This is a genomic window from Kribbella caucasensis (assembly GCF_004361855.1).
In the GTDB taxonomy this organism is placed as follows: Bacteria; Actinomycetota; Actinomycetes; order Propionibacteriales; family Kribbellaceae; genus Kribbella; species Kribbella caucasensis.
The window spans coordinates 148,138-171,378 of the sequence record NZ_SNWQ01000020.1 but is presented as its reverse complement, the minus strand read 5'-3'; the positions used below and the strand labels follow the sequence as shown (position 1 = coordinate 171,378).

Here is a 23,241-nt window from a genome sequence, read left to right as displayed (position 1 = left end):
GAAAAGATCAGCGGGCTTCTTTTTCCTGGGCGATCGCGATGTCGGTGTTGTCGGTGAACAGGCCGTCGATCCCGGCCTTGCGGTACGCCGCGATCTCACCGAACAGGTCGCCGGACTCGGCGGGCACCGCGGAGCCGTCGAACTCGGCCGGGAGGAAGTTGTTCTCGACCCGGAAGGTGTACGGGTGGACCACCAGGCCGGCCTTGTGGGCGTTGCTGACCAGTGCGGTCGGCTGACCGAGCTTGCCGGTCGCGTCCAGCGGGATGACCTGGTCCTTCGACGGGCCGAGGCCGTCGGCGTAGGTCGCCACTTCCTTCAGCCCGTTCGCGGTCACGATGTCGGCGTACGTGCGCTTGTCACCGGCGACCACGAAGTCGTACGGCGCGCCGGCCGAACTGGTCAGCTGGACCAGCGGGACCCGGAGCTGCTTGTCCAGCGCCTTCAGGTTCGCCACCTCGAACGACTGGACGAAGACCTTCGCGTCGGGCCGGTTCAGGCCGTTGCGGGTCAGCACCTTGACCAGTTCGGGCTCGAGCGCGAGGCCCTGCTGCTGGAAGAAGGTGGGGTGCTTGGTCTCCGGGTAGATCCCGATCGGCCGGTCCAGTTCGCGCGACAGCTTCTTGCTGAGGTCGATCACCTCTTGCAGGGTGGGGATCTGGTACCGCCCGTTGAACACCGTGTTCTGCTGCCGCAGCGCCGGGATCCGCTCCTTGGCCCGCAGCGTCTTCAGTTCCGCCAGGGTGAAGTCCTCGGTGAACCACCCGGTCACCTGGACGCCGTCCAGGTTCTTGGTCTTCTTCCGGTCGGCGAACTCCGGGTGCTGGTCGACGTCCGTCGTACCGCCGATCTCCGGCTCGTGCCGGGCCACCAGGACACGGTCCTTGGTGGTCACCAGGTCCGGCTCGACGTAGTCGGCGCCCATCCGCGCGGCCAGCTCGTACGCCGCCAGCGTGTGCTCGGGGCGGTAGCCGGACGCACCACGGTGACCGACCACCACGAAGTCGTCCTGCCTGCGGTCGGCGGCGGCCGGCTGGGCGGTTTCCGGCTGGGCAGCGCCCTGCTGGTCCTGCTGCACGGCCGGGACCAGCACCGCGGCCCCGACGGCCAGCGCCGACGCGGTCACCGCGACGAACTGCCGCGAGAGCACCGTTCGCTTCATCGTGATTCTCCTTACAAGTCAGAGGACTGAGCACACCCTCAAGCCGGACAACGACATCGCGATGGCGCCCCGGCAGCCGGCGGGTATCCGGCTGGTGAACGCTGACGCGAACAGGTGGTGTGGATCACCGGACCCACCGTCGCCAACGGGGCGGCGGCTTGCTAGCGTCCGAAGGCAAACCCTACGTTTGCAAACCTCTGAGGAGCGTGTCGTGAGCACTACACCCGTGAAGGTCGCCGTCACCGGCGCCGCCGGCCAGATCGGCTACAGCCTGCTGTTCCGGATCGCGAGCGGCGCGCTGCTCGGACCCGACACACCGGTGGAGCTGCGGCTGCTGGAGATCACCCCGGCGCTGAAGGCGCTCGAGGGGGTCGTGATGGAGCTCGACGACTGCGCGTTCCCGACGCTGGCGAAGGTGGAGATCGGCGACGACCCGAACGTCATCTTCGACGGCGCCAACGTGGCCCTGCTGATCGGCGCCCGGCCGCGGACCAAGGGGATGGAGCGCGGCGACCTGCTGGAGGCGAACGGCGCGATCTTCACCGTCCAGGGCAAGGCGCTGAACGACCACGCGGCCGACGACATCCGGATCACCGTGACCGGCAACCCGGCGAACACCAACGCGCTGATCGCCAAGAGCAACGCCCCGGACATCCCGGCCGAGCGGTTCTCCGCGCTGACCCGGCTGGACCACAACCGCGCGCTCGCCCAGCTGGCCAAGAAGACCGGCACCCCGGTGACCGAACTCCGGAAGCTGACCATCTGGGGCAACCACTCGGCCACGCAGTACCCGGACATCTTCCACGCCGAGGTGGCCGGCAAGAACGCCGCCGAGGTCGTCAACGACCAGAACTGGCTGGAGAGCGACTTCATCCCGACCGTGCAGAAGCGCGGCGCGGCGATCATCGAGGCCCGTGGCGCGTCCTCGGCGGCGTCGGCCGCGGCCGCGACGATCGACCACACCCGCGACTGGCTGCGCGGTTCGGCCGATGGCGACTGGCTGTCGATGGCGGTCGTCTCCGACGGCTCGTACGACGTACCGGAGGGCCTGATCTCGTCGTTCCCGGTGACGACGAAGGACGGCAACTGGGAGATCGTCCAGGGCCTGGAGATCAACGAGTTCTCCCGCGCCCGGATCGACGCCAGCACCACCGAACTCGGCGAGGAGCGCGACGCCGTCACCGCCCTCAACCTCCTCGGCTGACCGCCTCCCCATCACGTTGCGTCCGAAGAACCGTGCGCGATCGGCCACGGTTCTTCGGACGCCGGCGTTTTCAGCGGAGGCGGTAGGCCGAGATCGTGGTCTGCTCCGTCGTGTTGCCCGCGGCGTCGACCAGATTCGCCTTGAAGGACACGGATTTCGCGCCCTTCGGGGTAGCGAAGATGGCCTTGTACGCATCCCCGCCAGTCGGTACGACGGCCGCCCGCTGCCACGTCTTGCCGTCGTCACCGGATACCTGGAGGCTGATCTTCTTCATCGCCGGAAGTGTTGCCCCCGGCAACTGCGCGAGCCGCACCGGCAGTACCGTCACCGGCTCCCGCTTCGCCACGTTCCGGTCGTCCACCTCCGGCAGATAGCGCACCGTACGGACTCCGAACTCCTCCTCGTCCTCACCCTTCGACGTGAACGTCCAGGTGAGATCCGTCCGGGTGGAGAACCCGGAGTACGACGCCCTGGTCCCGGTCGTGACGAACTTGTACGCCGCCTTGCCGGCCGGCACGTCCGTCAGCTCGACGTACCCGAACTCGGTGTTCTCGCCGATCAGCTCGCCATCTCGGTAGAGCTTGCTGCTCGCCTTGTCCGTCAGCGTGAAGCCGACATGTCCATCGGCATCGGTGTTCGTGTAGACGCCGATCAGCAGATCCCCGCCTGCGACACTCGCCGCCCCCGGAGTCGGTACGAAGGCCGCCGCGTTCCACCGTTCGCGGTACGTCCGCCCCGCCCGATACTGCGTGGGCTGGCTCTCCACCGCGGTCACCTCGGTCGGGAACGGGTTCTCCGGATCGGTGCTCGGCACGATCTCCGCCATCCGGCTCGACCACTTCACCTCACCGCCCTCCAGGTGGAGCCGCGCCTTCGCCGGCAAATCGTATTCGAGGATCGGCGTCCAGCCGCCGGCCGAGTTCGGAGCCTGCCCGGCGACCGTCCGCTCCGCCGGCCGATCACCGGTCGCGTTGAACGACTGCTCCACGGTTGCCAGGTCGGACGCCTTGACGCTCCGGCTGAACCCGGTCGGGAACTCGCCCGGGAACGTGTTGACGACCCCGTACTGGTACGGCGTGTTCACGAACCGGCCGTCCTTGCCCGGCAGGCCCCAATGCGACGCTACGTGCCCGGTGAACTGCTCCGGTGGGAGCTTCGAACCCAGCTGGGCGGTATGCAGGCCCTCGAAACCGAAGGCGAGCAACGACGACCCGAGACCGATTTCGCCGGACTCGTTGACCCGGAGATAGCCGAGATCGACCAGGATCACCTTCGCGTCGGCGCGCGGAACCGTCGTACTGACCGGCTTGGTCTTCCGGGCATCGAAGACGACGGTGGTGTCGGCGTCGAGCTCGACCGCCGGGTGGACCTTCGTGTAGAGGTCGACCTTCTCACCCTCGACGACCGCCTGGTCGCCCTGCAACAGGTACTCGCCCTTCGGCAGCCGGACCTTCGCCGTGCCGCTCGGGTCGGCGAGGAACTGGAACCGGAAGGCGTCGATGCCGAACACCAGGGTGGCCCCGTCGGCGATCGGCTTGCCGTCGGTGCCGACGTGGTTGACGGTCAGCGTGTAGCTCTCCACCTCCTTGTCCGCGCCGAGCGGCGTGACCACAGTGGTGCCTGCGGCGGTCGCCGTGACCTGGCCCGTGTATGAGCCGTCCGGTCCCTCGTGCTTCGTGTCCGAGGTCAGCTGCACCGTGGCGGTGCCGCCGGCCGGAACCGTCACCGTGTTCGCGCTCAGCTTCAGCGCGCCGGCCGGAGCCGGGGAGCCATCCGGACCGGCGAAGGTCGCGGCCAGCGTCAGCGTGACCGGCTGGTCGCCGAGGTTGCGGTAGCTGAGGGTCTTGGTGACCGGAGTGTCGTCGTTGTGCGGCCACTGTGCCGTGCCGAACGAGACGCCACCGGGCTCGGTCACGATCGACTGCTTGATCGCCTGGCCGACATCGATCCGGCCGGCGCCCTGTTCGAACGCGTTCTGTCCGTCGGCCGGCTTGGCCGACGCCATCAGGGCGCCCTTGAGCTCCCCCGCCTTCCAGCCCGGGTGCTGCTGGGCCAGGAGCGCGGCCGCTCCGACGGTGTGCGGCGTCGCCATCGACGTACCGGAGAGCTTCAGGTACTGGTCGCCGACCGGATCGCCGATGATGGAGTCCTTCGCCTTGGCGGCGACGATGTCGACGCCCGGTGCGGTGACGTCCGGCTTCAGCGCGCCGTCCCCGGTCCGCGGTCCGCGGCTGGAGAACTCGGCCAGCTGGTTCTGTTTGTCGACCGCGCCGACGGTCAGCGCGGCATCCGCGCTACCGGGTGACTCGACCGATCCGGAGCCGGGACCACTGTTGCCCGCGGCAATCACGAACAGGGTGCCGGTCTGCGCGGTCAGCCGGTTCACGGCGGCCTCGATCGGGTCGACCTCGGGCGTGTCCGGGCCGCCGATGCTCATGTTCACGATCTTGGCCTTGACCTCGGTCGCGGCCCACTCCATCCCGGCCAGGATCGCGGACTCGGGGCAACCCCCTTGCTCGCAGATCTTGCCGTCGTACAGCTTGGCGTCCGGTGCGACCCCCTTGTACTTGCCGGCCGAGGCGGCCGCGGTCCCGGCGATCGTCGAGGCGACGTGGGTGCCGTGGCCGACCAGGTCACCGGCCGCTTCCTCGGTGAAGTTCTTCGCGCCCGCGACCTGGGTGGCCAGGTCCGGATGGGTCGCGTCGATGCCGGTGTCGAGGACGGCGACCGAGATGCCCTTGCCGGTGTACCCCGCCTGCCACGCGGCCGGTGCGCCGATCTGCGGGACCGACTGGTCCAGGTTCACGTGCCGCTTGCCGTCGAGCCAGATCTTGTCCAGCCCGTTGGCGGATCGCGCCGTCGACAGGTTGCGGACGAAGGTTGCCGCGTTCTTCTTGGTCACGTCGACCGCGGCGCCGTTGATCACGGGCAGCTGCCGGGTCACGGTCGCCCCGGCGGGCGCAGTACGGCTGGCCGCGCGGCCGGAGTACGTGACGAGCAACGGGATCACGGACGTCTTGCGGTCGTCGTACCCGGCCTTGATCAAGCCGGTGACCTCGAACAGCCGGCGGTCCATCCGGCCGGCCGTCACCACCGAGCTGACGTCGGACGGGACCACGAACAGCTGGTCCTTCACCCGCTGCGTGCTGAACGCGATGTGCCGCCGCCCCGGCCCCGGCTCGATCGCCGGCCGGTCGAGCGAACCGCCGCGCAGCGTCACCCTGTCCCCGGTGATCAGGGTGATGCTCCGGTCCGGCTGGCCAGGCTGCGCCGCCCGGCCCGACCAAGCACCCTGACCCGCTTCGCCCGCCTGAGCCGGCTGGGCGCCAGCGACGCCCAGTACGACGAACGAGGCCACGGCGATCGCGCCGAACCCCCGTCTGGAACTGATCCTGGAAACCACGAGATGTCCCCTCCTTGATGTCCTCACCAGAAGGCAGACCGGCTGTCCTCACACTGCGGAGCCAGACCACCACGAACCGTTCTACATACTCGGTATGCATAACCCGAGATCGAGGTCATCGGCAACCACTTCAACTAGCTTGGAAAGGTTGTGGCCTCAACGGGAGGCGATCACTGCCCGTTCGGGCAGGGAGGTCAATTGGGGACGATCAGGCCCAGCAGGAGGATCGACGCGCCGACGCCGAGCAGGAGGAGGGTGTCGAACATGCGGCCGCGGACGTGCAGCAGGCCGGCGGCCGTGTCACTGAGGACGCCGCGCAGCAGGCCGGCGAGGAGCACGCCGCCGGCGAAGATCAGCACGCCGTTGCGCCAGTCGTAGAAGGTCAGGATCACCAGCCCGGCGACGGCGACCACACCCGCCAATCCCAACGGCCACTCGGTACGCCGCTCGGCCGCGCCCGCCATCACCGGATCGGCCCGGCCGCGGCTTCGGCGGCCTCGACCACGTTGGTGAGCAGCATCGCCCGGGTCATCGGGCCGATACCGCCAGGCATCGGGGCGATCCAGCCGGCCACCTCACGGGCGGCAGGGTCGATGTCGCCGACGATCTTGCCCTCGGAGCTGCGGCTGGTGCCGACGTCGAGCAGGACCGCACCCGGTTTGACCATGTCGGCGGTGATCAGCCCCGCCGATCCGGCGGCCGCGATCACGATGTCGCCGGTCCGCACCACCGAGGCGAGGTCGCGGGTGCCGGTGTGGCACTGGGTGACGGTCGCGTTCTCGGACTTGCGGGTGAACAGCAGGCCCATCGGCCGGCCGGCGGTCACCCCGCGACCGATCACGACCACCTGCGCGCCCGCGATCGGTACGTCGTACCGGCGGAGCAGTTCGACGCAGCCCTTCGGGGTACACGGCAACGGTCCGTCCTGACCGAGGACGAGTTTGCCGAGGCTGACCGGATGCAGGCCGTCCGCATCCTTGACCGGGTCGATCAGGCCGAGGATCGCGTTGGTGTCGACGTGCTTCGGCAGCGGCAACTGGACGATGAAGCCGGTACAGGCCGGGTTCTCGTTCAGCTCGCGGACGTTCGCGGCGATCTCGCCCTGGGTCGTGTCCGCCGGCAGTTCCACCTGGATCGAGGCGATCCCGACCGCCGCGCAGTCCCGGTGCTTGCCGGCCACGTACGCCCGGCTGCCCGGATCGTCGCCGACCAGGATCGTCCCGAGCCCCGGCACGATGCCCTGCTCGGCGAGCTTGGCCACCCGCACCTTCAGCTCGTCCTTGATCGCCGCCGCGGTCGCCTTGCCGTCCAATATCTCCGCCGTCACGCGCCCGAGTCTGCCACGCACCGGCAGGCACTTGAACCGCGACCGGCACAACCGCTCACCCGGGTGACTTGAGCCACAAACCTGACCGATCGGTTGAATCCTGACCGATCGGTCGGGATCATCGTCGGTATGCCAGTCACCACCCCCGCCCGGGAGCGGACCCGGCGCGAGATCGAGCAGCAGGCGATGGCCCTGTTCGCCAGTCGCGGGTACTCCGCGACCTCGTTACAGGACATCGCCACAGCAGCCGGTTGTTCGAAGGCGACCGTGCTGTACCACTTCAACAGCAAGCCGGCCGTGCTTGCGGCGGTGCTCGAGCCTTCGCACGTTGCGCTGAAGGAACTCCTCGCCGACGTGTCGGCGCTCCCCGCCGCGGCGGCGCAGGAGCTGGCGATCTCGCGGTTCGTCGACCTCGCGGTGCAGTTCCGCGGGCTCGTCCACGTGCTGCAGGACGTCCTGCCGACCATCGAGGAGACGCCCGAACTGGCCGACCTGGTCCAGGACGGTCTCCGGCTCACCGAGTTCCTGGCCGGCAGCGACGACCAGCTCGAGATCGACATCGCGTCGTTCGCGATCAACGGCCTGCTCGGCGAATGCCGCCATCCCGGCGAACGCACCGACGCCGAGCTCCACCAACTCTGCGACACCGCGCTGCACCGCCTGCTCCGCAAGCCGACCCGGCGCCCGTAGTACCGACAAGGATTCCCGCTCGAACCCAGTGAACGGACGCATTTGTCAGATGGCGAATCTCCTCTACCGGCTCGGCCGGTTCTCCTACCAGCGCCGCCGGCTCGTCGCCGCGGTCTGGACTTTCCTGCTGGTCCTGCTGGGAGTCGGCGCACTGACGCTCGGCGGCGGGACCACCAACACGTTCTCGATTCCCGGCACCGAGTCGCAGCGCGCGCTCGACGCCCTGCAGCGCGATCTCCCGGCGGCCAGCGGAGCGTCGGCGAGCGTCGTGGTGAAGGCGCCGGCCGGGAAGACGCTCGCGGATCCGACGGTCAAGGCGGCCGTCGGCGCGACCGTGGCGAAGGTCGGCCAAGTGCCGGAGGTGATCGCCGCGATCGACCCGTTCACGAGCAAGGCGATCAGCCCCGACGGTACGACGGGTCTGGTGAACGTGCAGTTCGCCAAGCCGGCCGACGAATTGGCCAAGGAGACCACCGAGGCGTACGACGCGCTGAGCTCGCTGAGCAACGGTGATCTCCAGGTCGTCCCTGGTGGTGGGATCGTCGGCGGAGCACCCGAGATCGGTGTTACCGAGGTGATCGGGGTCGCGATCGCCGGGGTGGTGCTGGTGGTCACGTTCGGTTCTCTGGTCGCGGCCGGGATGACGTTGTTCACCGCGTTGATCGGGGTCGTGGCCGGGATGGCGGGTCTGTTCCTGGTCACCTCGGTCGTGGAGGTCTCGTCGACCGCGCCGATCCTCGCGCTGATGCTCGGCCTGGCCGTCGGTATCGACTACGCGTTGTTCATCAGCTCGCGGCATCGATCGCAGTTGGCCGAGGGATTGGATCCCGAGGAATCGGTCGCGCGGGCGACGGCGACCGCCGGGTCGGCCGTGATGTTCGCGGGTGCGACCGTGGTGATCGCCCTGGCCGGGTTGAGTCTAGTGGGCGTTCCGTTCCTGACTGCGATGGGCTTCGCCGCGGCGGCGACGGTGCTGACCGCGGTGCTGGTGGCCTTGACGTTGGTGCCCGCGATGCTCGGGTTCCTCGGCAACCGGGTGCTGCCGCGGAAGGCGCGTACGGCGGGCAAGGTGCCGGTTGCCGAGGGGTTCGGCTTCCGCTGGGCCCGGTTGGTGACGCGGTTCCGGGTGCCGATCGTTGCCGTCGGCATCATCGGGCTGGGGGTCCTGGCGATCCCGACGCAGGACATGCGGCTGGCTCTGCCGGACGGCGCGTCCGCCGCGGCCGAGACGAACCAGCGAGTCGCGTACGACCTCACGGCGGCCGCCTTCGGGCCGGGTGCGAACGGACCACTGGTCGTCGTGGTGAAGACCGACAGCGCGCAGCGGTCCGGCGTACTGGCTGAGCAGATCCTGGGGTCTGCCAAGGGATTGGCCGACGTGGTCGCGGTGCAGCCGGGGCCGGCCAGTGCGGATGGATCGACGCGGTTGGTGAGCGTGGTCCCGGCCAGTGGTCCGGCGACCGAGGAGACCGCGGACCTGGTGAAGAACCTGCGGGACGCGATCCACCCGCTGGCGCAGGGGAACGAGTCGATCTCCGTCACCGGGAACACGGCGGTAGGCGTGGACGTGTCGAACAAGTTGACCGCCGCGCTCCCGACGTACCTGCTGGTCGTGATCGGGTTGTCGTTCCTGCTGTTGATGCTCGCGTTCCGGTCGATCCTGGTGCCACTGAAGGCGACGCTCGGGTTCCTGTTGACCATCGGGGCGACATTCGGGATCACGGTCGCGGTGTTCCAGCTGGGCTGGGGCGCCGAACTGCTCGGGGTCGACTCACCGGGGCCGCTGGTCAGCTTCCTGCCGATCATCATGATGGGCGTGCTGTTCGGGCTGGCGATGGACTACGAGGTGTTCATCGTGTCCCGGGTGCGCGAGGAGTTCGTGCACGGCGAGCACGCGACCGAGGCGACCATCGCCGGGGTCGGTCACGGCGCCCGGGTGGTGACCGCGGCCGCGCTGATCATGGCGGCGGTGTTCAGCGGCTTCATCCTGGTGCACGACCCGATCATCAAGGCGATCGGTTTCGGGTTGACGATCGGCGTGCTGATCGATGCGTTCGTCGTCCGGATGACGTTGGTACCGGCGGTGCTCACCCTGCTCGGTGATCGCGCCTGGTTCTTCCCGAAGTGGCTCGACCGGATGCCCAAGGTCGACATCGAGGGCGAGAACCTGCGGGTCGACAAGGCGCCACCGGCCGAGGACAAGGAACTGGTCAGCGTCGACTGACACCCGCTCCCTCGTTCATTCGTCGCGTTTTCACCCGCTGAGAGTGCTGCCCGGAGAGGGCGAGCCGGGTGAAAACGCGACGAATGAACCGTTGGGGGAGCTGGGCTACGAGATCAGCCTGTAGACGGTGCTGTTGCCGACCGTCGTCGCGGTGTAGTTCGCCTCGACCCAGGTCTGGATCTCGCTCGATCCGCCCCGGCCGCCACCGCCCTGACCACTGGCGATGTAGTAGGAGATCTTGCCCTCGGCAACCCACTGCTGGAACTGGGCCAGCGTCGGCGCATCGTCGCTGCCGCTCCAGCCGCCGATGGCGATGACAGCCTTGCCGCTGGCGAGTTCCAGAGTGGCCGCGGACTGCGAACCGCTGGTGGCCGCCGCCCAGGTCGTCGTCGTGTTCGACAGCAACTCGGTCAACTCACTGCTGCTGCTCCGGTCGCCACCGCCACCGCCGTCGCCACCACCGCTTGGCCGAGTGCCTCCACCGCCACCGCCCATCGAGCTGCTGCTCGGACCCGAGGTCGGGATGGAACCGCTATGGGTCTGGCTCGCCGTCGAGATCGCGTACGCCGAGGTGCCGAGCCCGAGCGCGAGGACCACCGAGAGAACCACAGCCGGGACCAATCGACGACCGCCGGCCAGCAGAAGCAGTGCACCGACAACGCCGACGCCAAGGACGATGAACTTCAACCAGGGCAGGAAGTCCGGCGTCCGGTCGAGCAGGACGTAATCCCAGACACCCGTGGCCGCGAGCATCGCCGCCAGCGTCAGCCGGGCCGGCCACTCCTTCCGGTGCTTCCAGCCGAGGTGCACGACCATCCCGATCAGCCCGGCGATCGCCGGCGCCAGCGCGACCGCGTAGTACGCGTGCGTCGTACCGCTCATGTAGCTGAACACCAGAGCGGTGACGATCAGCCAGCCGCCCCACAACACCAGACCGGCGCGAGGCAGATCGGTCCGCGGCGCGCGACGCGTCAACCACAGGCCGCCGACAAGGGCGATCAGTGCGGCCGGGAGCAACCAGGAGATCTCGGTACCGAAGGAGTCGTTGAACATCCGGGTCAGGCCGGCGCTGCCGCCGAATCCGGTGTTGGTGTTGCTCCCCCACCACCGCCGCCGTTGCCGGCGCCGCCGAGGATGCGGCTCAGCCCGTTGTAGCCGAGGGCAAGCTCCAGCAGGGAGTTGTTCGTCGAACCACCGATGTACGGACGGCTCGAGGCCGGCCAGAGCTCGACCAACGCGATGTACCAGCCTGCGCTGACGATCACCGAGACCAGCGCGCCGAAGAGGTGCACAAGTCGCTTGCGTACCGACGTCGGTGCCGCTATCAGGTAGACCAGTGCGAAAGCGGGCAGGACCAGGAACGCCTGCATCATCTTGGTCAGGAAGGCGAATCCGATCGCGACCCCGGCCAGCGCGAGCCACTTCCACCCGGCCTTCTCGATCGCCCGGACCACGCAGTACGCCGCTGCGACCATCAGGAGCACGAGCAGCGCGTCCGGGTTGTTGAACCGGAACATCAAGACGGCGGCCGGGGTGACGGCCAGCGCAGTACCGGCGATCAGACCGGCCACGGGACCGGACGTCCGCTTGACCGTTGCGTACAGCAGGCCGACCGCGGCGATGCCCATGAACGCCTGCGGAGCCAGCACGGTGAAGCTGTTGAACCCGAAGATCCGCGCGAACGCGGTGGCGACCCAGAGCGCGCCCGGCGGCTTGTCGACCGTGATCACGTTGCCCGCGTCCAGCGAACCGAACAGCCACGCCTTCCAGCTCTGCGTCCCGGCCAGCTCGGCGGCGGCGTAGAACGTGTTGCCGTATCCCGAAGCGGTCAGGTTCCACAGGTAGAGGAACGCGGTGCCGACGAGGAGCGCCAATGCGGCCGGACGGACGTACGCCGCCTGGCTGGCCGGTCCGCGGATGAGGCGGCGTAGCCGGCCTGGCGGCGGAGCGGCAGGCGGGGCGGCCGGCCCGGCGGTCTTCGCGCCGGTCTCCGGCGGGGCAAGGAGAGTGGTCATCGATCGTCTCCAGTCGTGGCAGCGAGCCGGACCGTTGGTGGTCCTGACGAGAACGATGCCGACCGGGACTGCGACGACCTTGGGAGTCGGCTGGGAGCTCGCTGTGAACCCTTGAGCCGGGAACCAGCGCCGGGAATTTGCGCCGGTGTTGCCCTGTTGAGCGAGGTAGTTTATTCTTGAACTACCCGAGCGAGGAGCTTGCCATGCCGGCCGTGACCGTCAGCGACATCACTGTGTTGCCCCGCATCCACCAGCCCGATCCGGCTGTCGCGACCGAGCGGGCGGTGAAGTCCGTCACCTCGGCCCCGAGCGGCTTCGAAGGCGAGGGCTTCCCGGTACGACGCGCCTTCGCAGGCGTCGACCTGCGCGACCTGGACCCGTTCATCCACATGGACCAGATGGGCGAGGTGGACTACGCGCCAGGCGAGCCGAAGGGGACGCCGTGGCATCCACATCGCGGCTTCGAGACCGTGACGTACATCCTCGACGGGATCATGGAGCACCAGGACTCCAACGGCGGTGGCGGCGTGATCTCCAACGGCGACACCCAGTGGATGACGGCCGGCAGCGGACTCTTGCACATCGAGGCCCCGCCGGAGCACCTCGTCGTGAGCGGCGGCCTGTTCCACGGCATCCAGCTCTGGGTGAACTTGCCGAAATCGTTGAAGTGGGCCGCTCCTCGCTACCAGGACATCCGCGGTGGCGACTCAGCTCTGTTGTCTACGGAGGACGGCGGCGCGCTGATCCGGGTGATCGCGGGCTCCGTCGACGGGCACGACGGCCCGGGCTCGACGCACACGCCGATCACGTTGGTGCACGCGACAGTCAGCCCTGGTGCGGAGCTGGTGCTGCCTTGGCAGCCGGAATACAACGCGCTCGTCTACGTCCTGGCTGGTCAGGGCACGGTCGGCACCGACCGTCGCCCGATCCGCAAGGGCCAGCTGGCCGTCTTCGGCCACGGCGACACCCTGCGTACGGCGGCGGCCGCCTCCCAGCCGCAGGCCGAACCGAACCTCGAGGTGCTCGTCCTCGGCGGCCGCCCGATCCGCGAGTCGATCGCGATGGCCGGCCCGTTCGTGATGAACACCCGCGCCGAGGTCATCCAGGCCTTCGAAGACTTCCAGGCCGGCCGCCTAGGCACCATCCCCGCCGTCCACAACGCCCCCACCACCCTCCAGGAATCCGACTAGGCACCACTGCCAGCCTTTGCGCCGCTGACGGGCTACAACATGCCAGCGGCGCAACGACCCCGCATGGGCGAAACGACCCGCCAGCCGCGTGTTAGACATGGGTGCATGTCTTTGTCTTTCGAGGAGTTGCTGGATGAGGGCTTCGGGGTGGACGTCGAGGCCCACTGGGGTGCTGGGTTCCTGACCGGGCGGTACCGGGCGGGCGCGACCTCGTGGACGTGGGCTGGGTTGACCGATCCGGCGTTGCAGGGCGCGTCGGCGGCGCTGGATCTCGGGACGGGTGAGGGCGGGAAACTCGCGGAGTTACCGGGGTTGCCACCGCTGACGGTCGCGACCGAGGAGTGGATGGCGACCGTCCCGGCGGCCGTGCAGACTTTGGTGCCTCGCGGGATCCATCTGGTCGTTGCCGGTGGCGCCCGGGAGAACACGCGGCCGACCGAGGCCCGGCGTACCGGGTTGCCGTTCAGGGATTCGTCGTACGACGTGGTGTTGTCGCTGCACGACGCGTTCGATCCGGAGGAGGTGCGCCGGGTGCTCAAGCCGGGCGGGCGGTTCGTCACCCAGCAGGTCGGGTCCGACGAGACCGCGTCGGTGCGCGCGCTACTCGGCCTCGACACCGAGCCGGAGGGCTGGGACCTGGCCGAGGCGATCCGCCAGACCGAGGCCGGCGGACTCCGGGTGACCGGCTCTGGCGAGGAGCGGCCGGCCGCCCGGTTCACTGACATCGCCGCGCTGATCGCCTACCTGCGGACGATCCCCTGGTCGGTCCCCGAACTCGACCGCTCGGCGATGCACGACAAGTTCGCCGAACTCCACACCCGCGGCGAACTCCACTCCATCAGCCACCGCTTCTGGTTGAGTGCGGTGGCCTAACTGTTGTTGTCGAGGTCGATGTAGTACTTGATGCGCGGGTCTTCGGGGTCGGCGCCGTATTGCTGTACGAAGGAGCGTGCCGCCGACGGTCCGCCGTACTGGGGGTTGAGATTGCCGGCCAGGCTCTTGTACATCAGCGCGAGGTCGACGTACCGATCATTGGCGCCAAGTGCACCGACGTCCAGTACGCCGGTGAAGCGCAGCGTGGCTGGATCGATGAAGACGTTCGGGGCGCAGTAGTCCCCATGCGTCACCGCGTCGGCCGGGCCGGGGAAGGGCGACGGGAAGGGGCAGGCGGCCAACGCGTCCAGCTGCCGCAAGCCCTCGGCCATCGCGGTGAGTACGGCCGGTCGGTCCGCGGCACTCCAGGGTTGCGACGCGTCCCGGCCGGGGAGTTCCGCGGTGAGCATCCAGTCGTCGCCCCGATCGAGCAGCCGCGGACAAGGGAAGCCCGTCCCGCCGAGCCACTCCAGCCGGTCCGCCTCGTCGGCGACACCCTCGCCGGCCTTGTAGAAGACTCGTTCAGTTGCCCGATGCAACCGAATGACGGTGGCACCGGAGAAACCGACGTGGATCGGCTCGGCATCATGCGCGCCGAACCGATCCACCAGCCCGTTGAGGTTCACTCAGCGAAGGTTACGGTGCAACGCCGAGATCAGCTCGCCATTTTCGGTGTCGCCGTCGAGGGACCAGATCATCGCGCCGCCGAGATCGCGGTTCGAGATGTACCGTGCCTTGCGCTTCATCTCGATCGGGTCGTCCCAGGTCCAGAACGTGGTCCCGTCGAACAGCCAGGCGAATCCGGCCTGCTCGTCGCGATGCACGGTGAAGGAGGCCAGCTTCGCCTTCAGCAGCCGGTAGTCCTCGTAGCCCGCCTCGTACGTCGCCGGCGCGGGGCCGGTGGACGGCTGGAAGAGTCCGTCGTTCTGGTTCGTCACCCCGGTCCAGCCACGGCTGTAGAACGGCACGCCCATCACCAGCTTGTTCCGCGGCGCACCCCGGGACAGGTAGGCGTCGATCGTCACCTGCGAGCTGAACTCGTCCGTCGACGGATCACCGGCGGGACCGTCGATCGCGGACTGCTGGTTCGTCACCGACTCCCACGCGCCGTGGTAGTCGTACCCCTGGGTGGTCCCGAAGGTCAGATCCTTGAACAGCTTAGAAACCTCGAACCCGTTGTCCACCTGAGCGGGCGCCGCCGGCAGGAACGCGGTCAGGTTGTACCGACCCTTGACCGGCCAGGACAGCTTGTCGAGCTGCTTGCGGTACTCGTGCACCAGCGCGGTGAAGTTCTGCTTGTCCTCCGGCCGGATGATGTTGCCCGGGGCACCTTCACTGCCGGGCCACTCCCAGTCGAGATCGATCCCGTCGAACACCCCCTTCGCGGCACCGGCCGGAGCTCCCGGCAGGTTGCCCTTCAGCCAAAGGTCCAGGCACGACTTCACATGTGCCGCCCGCGACTGCGGCGTGAGCGCGGCGTCCGAGAAGTACTTCGATCCGGTCCAGCCGCCGAGCGAGATGCTGATCCGGAGCTTCGGGTACTTCTGCTTGAGCTGCTTCAGCTGGTTGAGGTTCCCGGCCAATGCCTGCCCCGGCTCGTCGGCCTGGCCGCTCACGCTCTGCTCGGCGGTGAACGGCCGCTGGTAGTCGGCCCACGGGTCGGCGCTCACACAGTTGCCCTGGGCATCCAAAAATCCGAACGCGTAGTTCAGGTGGGTGAGCTTGGCCGCCGTACCGTTCTTGATCAGGTCGCTGACCAGGAAGTTCCGGTCGTAGCCACTCCACTGGGTGTAGTACCCCACCACTCGCAAGCTGTTGTGCGCTTCCGCGGGCATCGCGGCCAAACCTACCGGCGCCAGCACCGCGGCGGCCGCGAACACAGCAAGACTTCGACGCTTCACCGTCATTGTGCTCCCTAAAACGGGCGGTTCTCGAGGAACAGATGCCGGTCACCTTAGGGCCCTGGACCGACTTACGTAAAGACCCTCACGAAATCCGTCCAGCCGGTGGGACCGACCCTCGGCCTGGACACCTCCGTCAGGCCGGATCTACCTTCAAACAAGGGGATTCTCGGTATTGGGGGCTCACGTCATGACGCTTCTTCGCAGGTTTGCGCTGATCGTGACGGTCTTCGCACTGACAGTCGCCGGGGCCCGGCCGTTCCCGGCCTCGGTACCGCTGCCGATCGACTTCCAACCGGAGGGGATCGCGGTCGGGACCGGCAGCACGTTCTACGCCGGCTCGCTCACCAGCGGCGACATCTATCGCGGCAGTCTTCGCTCCGGAGAGGGTGCCATTTTCGTCGACGCACCGCCGGGACGTGTCGCCGTCGGCTTGAAGGTGGACGAGGACCAGCACCGGTTGTGGGTGGCCGGCGGCCCGACCGGCCACGCGTACGTCTACAGCACCCGGGATGGGTCCACCATCGCCGACTTGACCCTCACCACCGGCCCGAACCTCCTCAACGACGTCGTGGTGACCAGGGACGGGGCGTACTTCACCGACTCGTTCAACCCGGTGCTGTACAAGGTGCCGATCGCACCGAATGGCGACATCGGTACGCCGCAGACGATCACGCTGACCGGGCCTGCGGCGGAGATGATCCCGAACGCCGTCAACCTGAACGGCATCGATGGTCCCCGCAACGGCTCGTTCCTCATCGTCGGCCATTCGGCCCTCAGCGCGGTGATGACCGTCGACCCGCAGACCGGATCCAGCCGGGACATCGCGGTGACCGGCGGCGCCATCACCGGGGCACCGGATGGCATCCTGCTGGACGGGAAGACCCTCTGGGTGCTGGAGAACTTCGCCGAACGCCTGGTCAAGCTCGAACTCAGCCCCGACCTGAGCAGTGGCGAGATCACGGCAACCCTCACCAGTGACCTGTTCCGCGTCCCGACCACCCTGGCCGAACACGGCAGCCTGCTCGCATTCGTCAACGGCCGCTTCGACGTCGGATTCCCGCCACCGTTCGGCCCCGGCGCCCCACCCGGCACCGACTTCGACGTAGTACAACTGCAGAAGCCCTGACCGCCTGTACCTCGGGTTCGGGGTCAGTTCGATCGGGACCGTAAAGATCGCGGTGCGTAGCCTGGCTGCATACGTTCGGTCGCATGCGGATCAAGCGTCTCCCCGTTGTGGGGCTCCTCGCAGATCGCGCCGAAGTCGTCCGGCGAGCGCAGGTTCCCGTACGTCGTCGATGATGTCGCGTGGGCCCGGGTCAACGGATATGCAGCCCAGAAACCAAGGACGGCCGCCCCGTCCTCGGCGTACCTGAAGTCCTTGTCACCCGAACGGCAGAAGGTCTGGCGAGCGCAACTGCTCGGCACCGGCCGCCAGATCTCGGTCGAGCTAACCGGCGGACAACGCCTCTGGACCAGCGACAACGGCTGCATCGCCGACGCCCGGCGGGCCCTGTACGACGATCTGCCGCGGTGGTTCAGTGCGCGCCGGATCACGGACAAACTCCCGTACTTCGTCGCCGCTCAGGTTCGCGCCGACCCGGCGTACGCGGAGGCGATGAAGGACTGGGCCGGCTGCGTTCGCCGACACGGGTACGCCGCTGACGATCCCGGCGAGCTGGCCTCGTTGGTCGCAGTACGGACGAAGGGCGCTTCTGGATCCGCGATCCGAGCAGCCCAGATCGCCGCCACGCTGACCGAGGCGACCTGTGCGAACTCCTCGCCACCTTCGGCGCCGTCGCCCTGCTCGCCACGACCGTCCCCGCGATCGCCGCCGGCACCGCGCTCGGCGACTGCCCGTCCGGCTACTTCTGCGCCTGGGCCGACGACGACGCCACCGGCCACCGCGCCCAGTGGGAAGGCGACGACGCGTGGTGGGGCGACGACGGCATGCACGACAACGCCGAAACCATCTACAACAACGGCGTTGAGCACTCCGAGGACGTCGTCGCGATCTACTACGACGTGAACTACAAGGGCTTCGCCTTCTGCATGGACCGCGGAGAGTGGCTCGACTGGAGCATGGACGACAACGACTACGACTCCCACCTCTGGACCTCCGGCTGCTGATCCTTTCGGAGCGGGCCGGACCGTGAGGGGTCCGGCCCGCGTGGGGGGTCAGCCGGCTTGGGCGGTGTTGTAGAGGTTCTGGGCGTCGGTGCCGAAGTACGGGCCGAACATCCAGGTGGGGATGAAGTTGATCTTGTAGCTGTTCACCGAGTTCACAATGCCGGCGCCGGTCGACTCGCTGAACTGGAGGAACCAGCCGCCGCCGCTGGAGCCGCCGGTCATGTCGCAGGTCATCCCGATCCCCTCGGAGATCAACGCGTTGAAGGTCGACCCGCTGCAGTAGATCAGCCGGCTGCCGTCGTACGGCGAGGCGGCCGGGTACCCGAACGCGTACATGTTCTGGCCGCGCGCCTGGTTGAACGCGATCCCCTGGCCGCCGACCACGTCGGTCAGGTTCTGGCCGTTCAACGGGTTCACCACAGCCGCGCCGACGTCGTAGTTGATGTCCTCACTGGCGACCCACTGCGGCGTCGCGTAGGTCTTCTTGGCGGTCCACGTTCCGTACGGCGTACTGCCGTTGTTGTAGGCCGGGACGAATACCCAGTTGGTGTGGAACGCCCCGTCCAGCTTCACGCAATGCCCGGCGGTGATCACCGTGCTCTCGTTCCCACTCGTCACCGCGGTACCACTGCAGGACGCCGTACGGCCGGTGTACGTGAAGAACACCCGCCCTTCGGTGGCAACGATCTTGCCACCACCGGTCCACGGCGCACCCCCACTCGGGAACGCCATTGGCCCGACAACCCCGGTGGGAAGCACCGTCGTCGGCTTGCCAACAGCGGGCAGACCGGCGGAACGCTGCCGGGGCTTCAGCAGTTGATCCATCGGAACAGCGGACCGCATCCGCTCCGGCGTCCAGTAGTCCGACACCGTGGACTGTTCGGCCTTCGTCACCGCGGCCCGATGGACGGTCGCCTTCGCGGGCGCGGGTTCGGCAGTCGGCACGGCACCCGCTACCGAGGCCGACGTCACGGCAAGCCCAACAGCACAGGCGGATGCAAGCAGGGTTGTACGTAGACGGAAATTCATCAGCAGCCACTCTTTCCCGGCCGGTGGGCGCCGGCCGCTCTCACGGGACAGATCTGGCCGGGCTGGTGCACACAGTCACCACCCCGTCACTTCGAGTGCCGACCCTAAGCCGAAATCGCCCTCACCAACAGACTTCGCCGCCTGCGCGATGGGTACGGAGCAACCACCGTCAGCCAGGGACGCCTGGCTCTTCGGTCAGCGAGGCGATGATCTGGCCGGCCAGTTCAGCGATCACCGCGACGGTCGCGTCGTACAGGCTCTGGGCGTGCTCGCGCGACCGGCCGATCGCGGTGAGGCCGAGGCGGCCGTCGATCGCGAGGCAGGACAGCATATGCAGGACGACCCCGGCGCCGGTACGGCGGTCGAACTGCAGGCCCGACGCGGCCACCGCTCGGATCACGTCAACGGGTGGCAGTCCCAGCCAGCACGAATCGACGAGGTTGTCGGTCGCCACGTAGCAGCGCGGCGTACCGTCCGCCGCGTACCAGGTCCCGGCGCCGGTGTCGTAGCTGCCCGGGACGAGATTCCGCAGCGCGGCGTACGGATGTGTGGTGCCGCCCTTGCGCAGGTTGATCTCCAGGGCGTACAGATCCCACCGGCCGGCGTCGTCCGCGACAGCCATGAAGTCGACACTCAGTCTGCCGACCACCCCACGGTCCGCCAGGTGCCGGCCGATCACTTCTCCGTACTTCGCCAGCTCGGCCGCGTACGCGGGGTCGGCCGGGAACCGGCAGCCCATGTAGACCTGCCTGGTCTCCCCGCCGAGGACCTGCTCGTGGGTCGCGACGACAGTCACCTCACGGTAGGGCGAGATGTCGATCTGCACGCTCGGACTCGCGGCCCTGGCACCGGTGACGAGCTCCTCGACCACGCCGCCGAGGGCCAGGTCTGCCTGGTACCAGGCCGGCATCGCGGCGACCCGGGAGCGGATGGCGTCGCCGGACAAGCGCCGACCGGCGAGATCGACCAGCGGCACAACCAGATTCCCATCACCGGAGCCGCTGTTGTCGTGCTTGACGACGACCCCCTCGGCAGCCGGCCGTTCTGCCAGTACTGCGTCGATCGCCGCGCGGACATCGGCGACACTCCGGATCCCCTCCCGCCCGGCCGGCGTCGGCACCCCAACAGCACGGAACAACCGCCGGCCGGCACTCTTGTACCCCAGCGGCCACAGTTCGGGCGCGGTCCCGTTGATCGGGGCGCCGAGTCGCCGGGCCACCTCGACCTCGTCGCCGGTGACGTTCCACGGCTCGATGAAGGCGGGCCGGCCGGCGAACGAGGCCCGGAGCCGGTCGAGCAGGTCAGACTGGTCGAGAAGCTTCGCGGCGATCGAGCGTGGCGTGGGGTCGTCGACCGTCAGCACCCGCAGGCGAGCACGCGCACTATGGCGCCGGGACCGCGGTGCGAGCGAGATGTAGTAGTCCACGAACTCGGGCACGGGTGCCTGCGAGCACACGAACACCATCTCGCAGGTCTCGATCCGGGGCAGCATCAGCGATGCGAGCAGATAGCGGTGTTCCAGCGCCGGGATCCGCGACGTGTAGTGCGCGAGGATCGTCTCACCGAGGCTGAACGACGGCAGCGCAACAAGCACATGCGGCGCCCCGCCCGGCCGGTTCATCGCCCAGACCGGACCCAGCTGACGCTGCAGCTCAGCGAATCCCAGCATCTGCCAGCCCTCCCCCAAGGACACACCTGCAGCATCCGCCCCAGACCCCACCCTGTCGACCCCAACAACCCCTGGTCACCGACCGCCACCCTCAGTGCAAGAACCGCCGCAGCCGCCAACCGTCAACACCAACTGGGGACCGTCAACACCAACGGGACATGTTCAAGCCCCCGCGACCTTGATCACGGTCCCCGTCCGTCGACATGAGCGGACGACGTCTGCCGACGTACTAGTGGAAGAAGTGGCGGGTTCCTGTGAAGTACATGGTGATGCCGGCCTTTTCGGCTGCTTCGATGGCCTGGTCGTCTCGGATGGAGCCGCCTGGTTGGACGACTGCGCGGACGCCCGCTTCGATCAGAACCTCGAGGCCGTCGGGGAATGGGAAGAAGGCATCCGACGCCGCGACCGATCCGACTGCACGGTCGCCGGCTCGGGAGACGGCCAGGCGGCAGGAGTCGACGCGGTTGACCTGCCCCATGCCGACACCGACCGAGGCTCCGTCGGCGGCGAGGAGGATGGCGTTCGACTTGACCGCGCGGCAGGCCTTCCAGGCGAAGGCGAGATCGGCCAGCACCTCTTCAGAAACAGCCTGTCCGGCCGCCAGCTGCCAAGAAGCAGGGTCGTCGCCAGGAGCCTGGAAGCGGTCGACGTGCTGCATCAGTACGCCGCCGCTGATCCCGCGGAACTCAACCGCGTCCGGATGAGCATCAGCGGGGCTGAGCAGCAGCCGGATGTTCTTCTTGCCCTGCAGGATCTCGACCGCACCGTCTTCGAACGAAGGCGCCACCAGGACCTCGGTGAAGATCTCGGCGACCTGCTTCGCCATCTCCACTGACACCGGTGCGTTCGTCGCGATCACACCGCCGTACGCCGACACCGGGTCGCACTCGTGCGCGCGGCGGTGTGCTTCGGCGATGTCCTTGCCGACCGCGATACCGCAGGGGTTCGCGTGCTTGATGATGGCGACCGCGGGCTCGGTGAAGTCGAAGGCGGTACGCCGGGCCGCGTCGGCGTCGACGTAGTTGTTGTACGACATCTCCTTGCCGTGCAGCTGTTCCGCGGCCGCGAGTCCGCCGCGCCAGTGACGGTAGAGGGCGGCCGGCTGGTGCGGGTTCTCGCCGTACCGCAGGACCGCGGCCTTCTCCCAAGTCGCTCCGGTCCAGGCCGGGAAACCAGAACCCTCACCGGTGTCGGTGAGCACACTCCCCATCCAGGAAGCGACAGCGACGTCGTACGACGCGGTGTGCGCGAACGCCTCCGCTGCCAGCAACTGCCGCTGCTCCAACGAAAACCCGCCGGAAGCAAGGGCCTCGAGCAACAACGGATACCGCGAAGGCGACACCACCACGGCAACGTTCGCGTGGTTCTTCGCCGCACCGCGGACCATCGACGGCCCACCGATGTCGATCTGTTCGATGCACTCGTCAACGGACGCACCCGAAGCAACCGTCTCCGTAAACGGATAAAGGTTGCTCACCAAAAGATCGAAAGGCTCGACCCGCATCTCGGCCAACTGCTCCACGTGGGTCGGCAGCCGAACATCCGCCAGCAACCCCGCGTGCACCCTCGGGTGCAACGTCTTCACCCGGCCGTCGAGGCACTCGGGGAATCCGGTCAGCTCCTCGACCTTCGTCACCGGTACACCGGTCGCCGCGATCCGGGCCGCCGTGGAACCGGTCGACACCAGTTGGACCCCGGCGGCGTGCAGCGCCTGCGCGAGCTCCTCCAGACCGGTCTTGTCGTAGACGCTGATCAGCGCCCGGCGGATCGGCCTGCGGTCGGTGCTCACTTCGTTCTGACCTTTCGTCCGGTGATGGTCCAGCCGTCCCGGACCAGTTTGCCGACCCAGTCCACCAGTTGGCGGCGTTCGACGTCCTTGATCCGCTCCGTCAGGGTTTCTTCGGTGTCGTCGTCTTCGACCGGTACGGCGACCTGGGCGATGATCGGCCCGGTGTCCACCCCGCGGTCGACGAAGAACAGGGTCGCGCCGGCGATCTTGACGCCGTACTCGAGCGCGTCGCGCGGTCCGTGGATGCCGGGGAAGGCCGGCAGCAGCGCGTTGTGCGTGTTGATGTACCGGTCGCCGAAAGCGTCCAGGAACGCCTCGCCGACCAGCTTGAGGAATCCGGCCGACACGACCAGATCAGGCTCGTACTGCGCGACGGACGCGGTCAGGGCGCGATCCCAGTCGGCCCGCTCGGCGTAGTTCTTCACTTTGTGTACGAAAGTCGGTACGCCGGCCGCCGTCGCCCGGTCGAGCCCCGCGATCCCGTCCCGGTCCGCGCCGACGGCGACCACCTGTGCGCCGTACGACGGGTCCTGGCCGGCGTCGAGCAGAGCCTGCAGGTTCGATCCGGACCCGGAGACGAGGACGACGAGCCGCGCGGGGGCAGGCGAAGAAGGCGCAACCGGGTCTGTCACGCACCG

At 68.3% G+C, this 23,241-nt stretch carries 19 protein-coding genes; 7 read left to right on the top strand and 12 right to left on the bottom strand.

The genetic code is table 11. The features are described from left to right. Positions 1-7 precede the first annotated feature (7 nt). On the bottom strand, positions 8-1,159 hold the full coding sequence (locus EV643_RS33400; protein ID WP_133804178.1) for a glycerophosphodiester phosphodiesterase: 1,152 nt from the start codon (positions 1,157-1,159) through the stop codon (positions 8-10). 211 nt (positions 1,160-1,370) lie between these two features. Here EV643_RS33400 and EV643_RS33395 point away from each other — a divergent pair, with 211 nt between their 5' ends. Then, a complete protein-coding gene (locus EV643_RS33395; protein WP_133804177.1) occupies positions 1,371-2,363 on the top strand; it encodes a malate dehydrogenase in 993 nt (330 codons plus the stop codon). 70 nt (positions 2,364-2,433) lie between these two features. On the opposite strand, the gene EV643_RS33390 is transcribed toward EV643_RS33395, so the two are convergent. From EV643_RS33390 to EV643_RS33380, 3 genes are all read right to left on the bottom strand, one after another. Beyond that, positions 2,434-5,766, bottom strand: coding sequence for a S8 family serine peptidase (locus tag EV643_RS33390; RefSeq protein WP_238165965.1), 3,333 nt, complete (start codon positions 5,764-5,766; stop codon positions 2,434-2,436). 194 nt (positions 5,767-5,960) lie between these two features. Then, positions 5,961-6,230, bottom strand: coding sequence for a DUF3017 domain-containing protein (locus EV643_RS33385; RefSeq protein ID WP_133804176.1), 270 nt, complete (start codon positions 6,228-6,230; stop codon positions 5,961-5,963). Then, positions 6,230-7,093, bottom strand: coding sequence for a bifunctional methylenetetrahydrofolate dehydrogenase/methenyltetrahydrofolate cyclohydrolase (locus EV643_RS33380; RefSeq protein WP_133804175.1), 864 nt, complete (start codon positions 7,091-7,093; stop codon positions 6,230-6,232). Before EV643_RS33380 ends, EV643_RS33385 begins: the two co-directional genes overlap by 1 nt. A 129-nt stretch (positions 7,094-7,222) precedes the next feature. Here EV643_RS33380 and EV643_RS33375 point away from each other — a divergent pair, with 129 nt between their 5' ends. Beyond that, on the top strand, positions 7,223-7,783 hold the full coding sequence (locus tag EV643_RS33375) for a TetR/AcrR family transcriptional regulator (protein ID WP_133804174.1): 561 nt from the start codon (positions 7,223-7,225) through the stop codon (positions 7,781-7,783). Positions 7,784-7,832: 49 nt separating this feature from the next. Continuing rightward, positions 7,833-10,007 (top strand): MMPL family transporter, encoded by a 2,175-nt coding sequence (locus EV643_RS33370; protein WP_133804173.1) that lies wholly within the window; start codon positions 7,833-7,835, stop codon positions 10,005-10,007. A gap of 105 nt (positions 10,008-10,112) precedes the next feature. On the opposite strand, the gene EV643_RS46075 is transcribed toward EV643_RS33370, so the two are convergent. Beyond that, complete coding sequence (locus EV643_RS46075) at positions 10,113-11,060, bottom strand: mannosyltransferase YkcB-related protein (RefSeq protein WP_238165964.1); 948 nt, start codon at positions 11,058-11,060, stop codon at positions 10,113-10,115. Between the two features lie 5 nt (positions 11,061-11,065). After that, positions 11,066-12,022, bottom strand: coding sequence for an ArnT family glycosyltransferase (locus EV643_RS46070; protein ID WP_238165963.1), 957 nt, complete (start codon positions 12,020-12,022; stop codon positions 11,066-11,068). A 203-nt stretch (positions 12,023-12,225) separates the two neighbouring features. Here EV643_RS46070 and EV643_RS33360 point away from each other — a divergent pair, with 203 nt between their 5' ends. Next, positions 12,226-13,212: a pirin family protein gene (locus tag EV643_RS33360; protein WP_133804172.1), complete on the top strand. Its 987-nt coding sequence runs from the start codon at positions 12,226-12,228 to the stop codon at positions 13,210-13,212. A 105-nt stretch (positions 13,213-13,317) separates the two neighbouring features. Continuing rightward, positions 13,318-14,085: a class I SAM-dependent methyltransferase gene (locus tag EV643_RS33355; RefSeq protein ID WP_166665670.1), complete on the top strand. Its 768-nt coding sequence runs from the start codon at positions 13,318-13,320 to the stop codon at positions 14,083-14,085. Here the strand turns inward: EV643_RS33355 and EV643_RS33350 are convergent. Together EV643_RS33350 and EV643_RS33345 are read right to left on the bottom strand one after the other, a co-directional pair. Then, positions 14,082-14,711 (bottom strand): phosphotransferase, encoded by a 630-nt coding sequence (locus tag EV643_RS33350; RefSeq protein ID WP_133804170.1) that lies wholly within the window; start codon positions 14,709-14,711, stop codon positions 14,082-14,084. The genes EV643_RS33355 and EV643_RS33350 overlap by 4 nt on opposite strands. After that, positions 14,712-15,992, bottom strand: coding sequence for a glycoside hydrolase family 18 protein (locus tag EV643_RS33345; RefSeq protein ID WP_133804169.1), 1,281 nt, complete (start codon positions 15,990-15,992; stop codon positions 14,712-14,714). A gap of 184 nt (positions 15,993-16,176) precedes the next feature. On the opposite strand from EV643_RS33345, the gene EV643_RS33340 reads away from it, so the two are divergent. Both EV643_RS33340 and EV643_RS33335 read left to right on the top strand, forming a co-directional pair. Beyond that, positions 16,177-17,115: an SMP-30/gluconolactonase/LRE family protein gene (locus EV643_RS33340; protein ID WP_133804168.1), complete on the top strand. Its 939-nt coding sequence runs from the start codon at positions 16,177-16,179 to the stop codon at positions 17,113-17,115. A gap of 590 nt (positions 17,116-17,705) precedes the next feature. Further along, on the top strand, positions 17,706-18,116 hold the full coding sequence (locus EV643_RS33335; protein ID WP_133804167.1) for a peptidase inhibitor family I36 protein: 411 nt from the start codon (positions 17,706-17,708) through the stop codon (positions 18,114-18,116). A gap of 48 nt (positions 18,117-18,164) precedes the next feature. Here EV643_RS33335 and EV643_RS33330 read toward each other — a convergent pair whose 3' ends face one another. The 4 genes from EV643_RS33330 to purN all read right to left on the bottom strand — a co-directional run bounded on the left by EV643_RS33330 (position 18,165) and on the right by purN (position 23,235). Then, positions 18,165-19,061, bottom strand: coding sequence for a trypsin-like serine peptidase (locus EV643_RS33330; RefSeq protein ID WP_202869874.1), 897 nt, complete (start codon positions 19,059-19,061; stop codon positions 18,165-18,167). Between the two features lie 253 nt (positions 19,062-19,314). After that, positions 19,315-20,838: a peptide ligase PGM1-related protein gene (locus EV643_RS33325; protein WP_133804165.1), complete on the bottom strand. Its 1,524-nt coding sequence runs from the start codon at positions 20,836-20,838 to the stop codon at positions 19,315-19,317. Between the two features lie 205 nt (positions 20,839-21,043). Continuing rightward, on the bottom strand, positions 21,044-22,603 hold the full coding sequence (gene purH, locus EV643_RS33320) for a bifunctional phosphoribosylaminoimidazolecarboxamide formyltransferase/IMP cyclohydrolase (RefSeq protein WP_133804164.1): 1,560 nt from the start codon (positions 22,601-22,603) through the stop codon (positions 21,044-21,046). Beyond that, positions 22,600-23,235 carry a phosphoribosylglycinamide formyltransferase gene (purN, locus tag EV643_RS33315; RefSeq protein WP_238165962.1) on the bottom strand — a complete coding sequence of 212 codons (636 nt, stop codon included), beginning with the start codon at positions 23,233-23,235 and terminating at the stop codon, positions 22,600-22,602. The genes purH and purN overlap by 4 nt, the downstream gene beginning before the upstream one ends. Positions 23,236-23,241: the final 6 nt, after the last annotated feature.

Coding starts and splice junctions, on each gene's coding strand:
- EV643_RS33400 (WP_133804178.1), bottom strand. CDS start 1,159: ATGAAGCGAACGGTGCTCTCGCGGCAGTTCGTCGCGGTGACCGCGTCG.
- EV643_RS33385 (WP_133804176.1), bottom strand. CDS start 6,230: ATGGCGGGCGCGGCCGAGCGGCGTACCGAGTGGCCGTTGGGATTGGCG.
- EV643_RS33375 (WP_133804174.1), top strand. CDS start 7,223: ATGCCAGTCACCACCCCCGCCCGGGAGCGGACCCGGCGCGAGATCGAG.
- EV643_RS33370 (WP_133804173.1), top strand. CDS start 7,833: ATGGCGAATCTCCTCTACCGGCTCGGCCGGTTCTCCTACCAGCGCCGC.
- EV643_RS46075 (WP_238165964.1), bottom strand. CDS start 11,060: ATGTTCAACGACTCCTTCGGTACCGAGATCTCCTGGTTGCTCCCGGCC.
- EV643_RS46070 (WP_238165963.1), bottom strand. CDS start 12,022: ATGACCACTCTCCTTGCCCCGCCGGAGACCGGCGCGAAGACCGCCGGG.
- EV643_RS33360 (WP_133804172.1), top strand. CDS start 12,226: ATGCCGGCCGTGACCGTCAGCGACATCACTGTGTTGCCCCGCATCCAC.
- EV643_RS33355 (WP_166665670.1), top strand. CDS start 13,318: ATGTCTTTGTCTTTCGAGGAGTTGCTGGATGAGGGCTTCGGGGTGGAC.
- EV643_RS33345 (WP_133804169.1), bottom strand. CDS start 15,992: ATGACGGTGAAGCGTCGAAGTCTTGCTGTGTTCGCGGCCGCCGCGGTG.
- EV643_RS33340 (WP_133804168.1), top strand. CDS start 16,177: ATGACGCTTCTTCGCAGGTTTGCGCTGATCGTGACGGTCTTCGCACTG.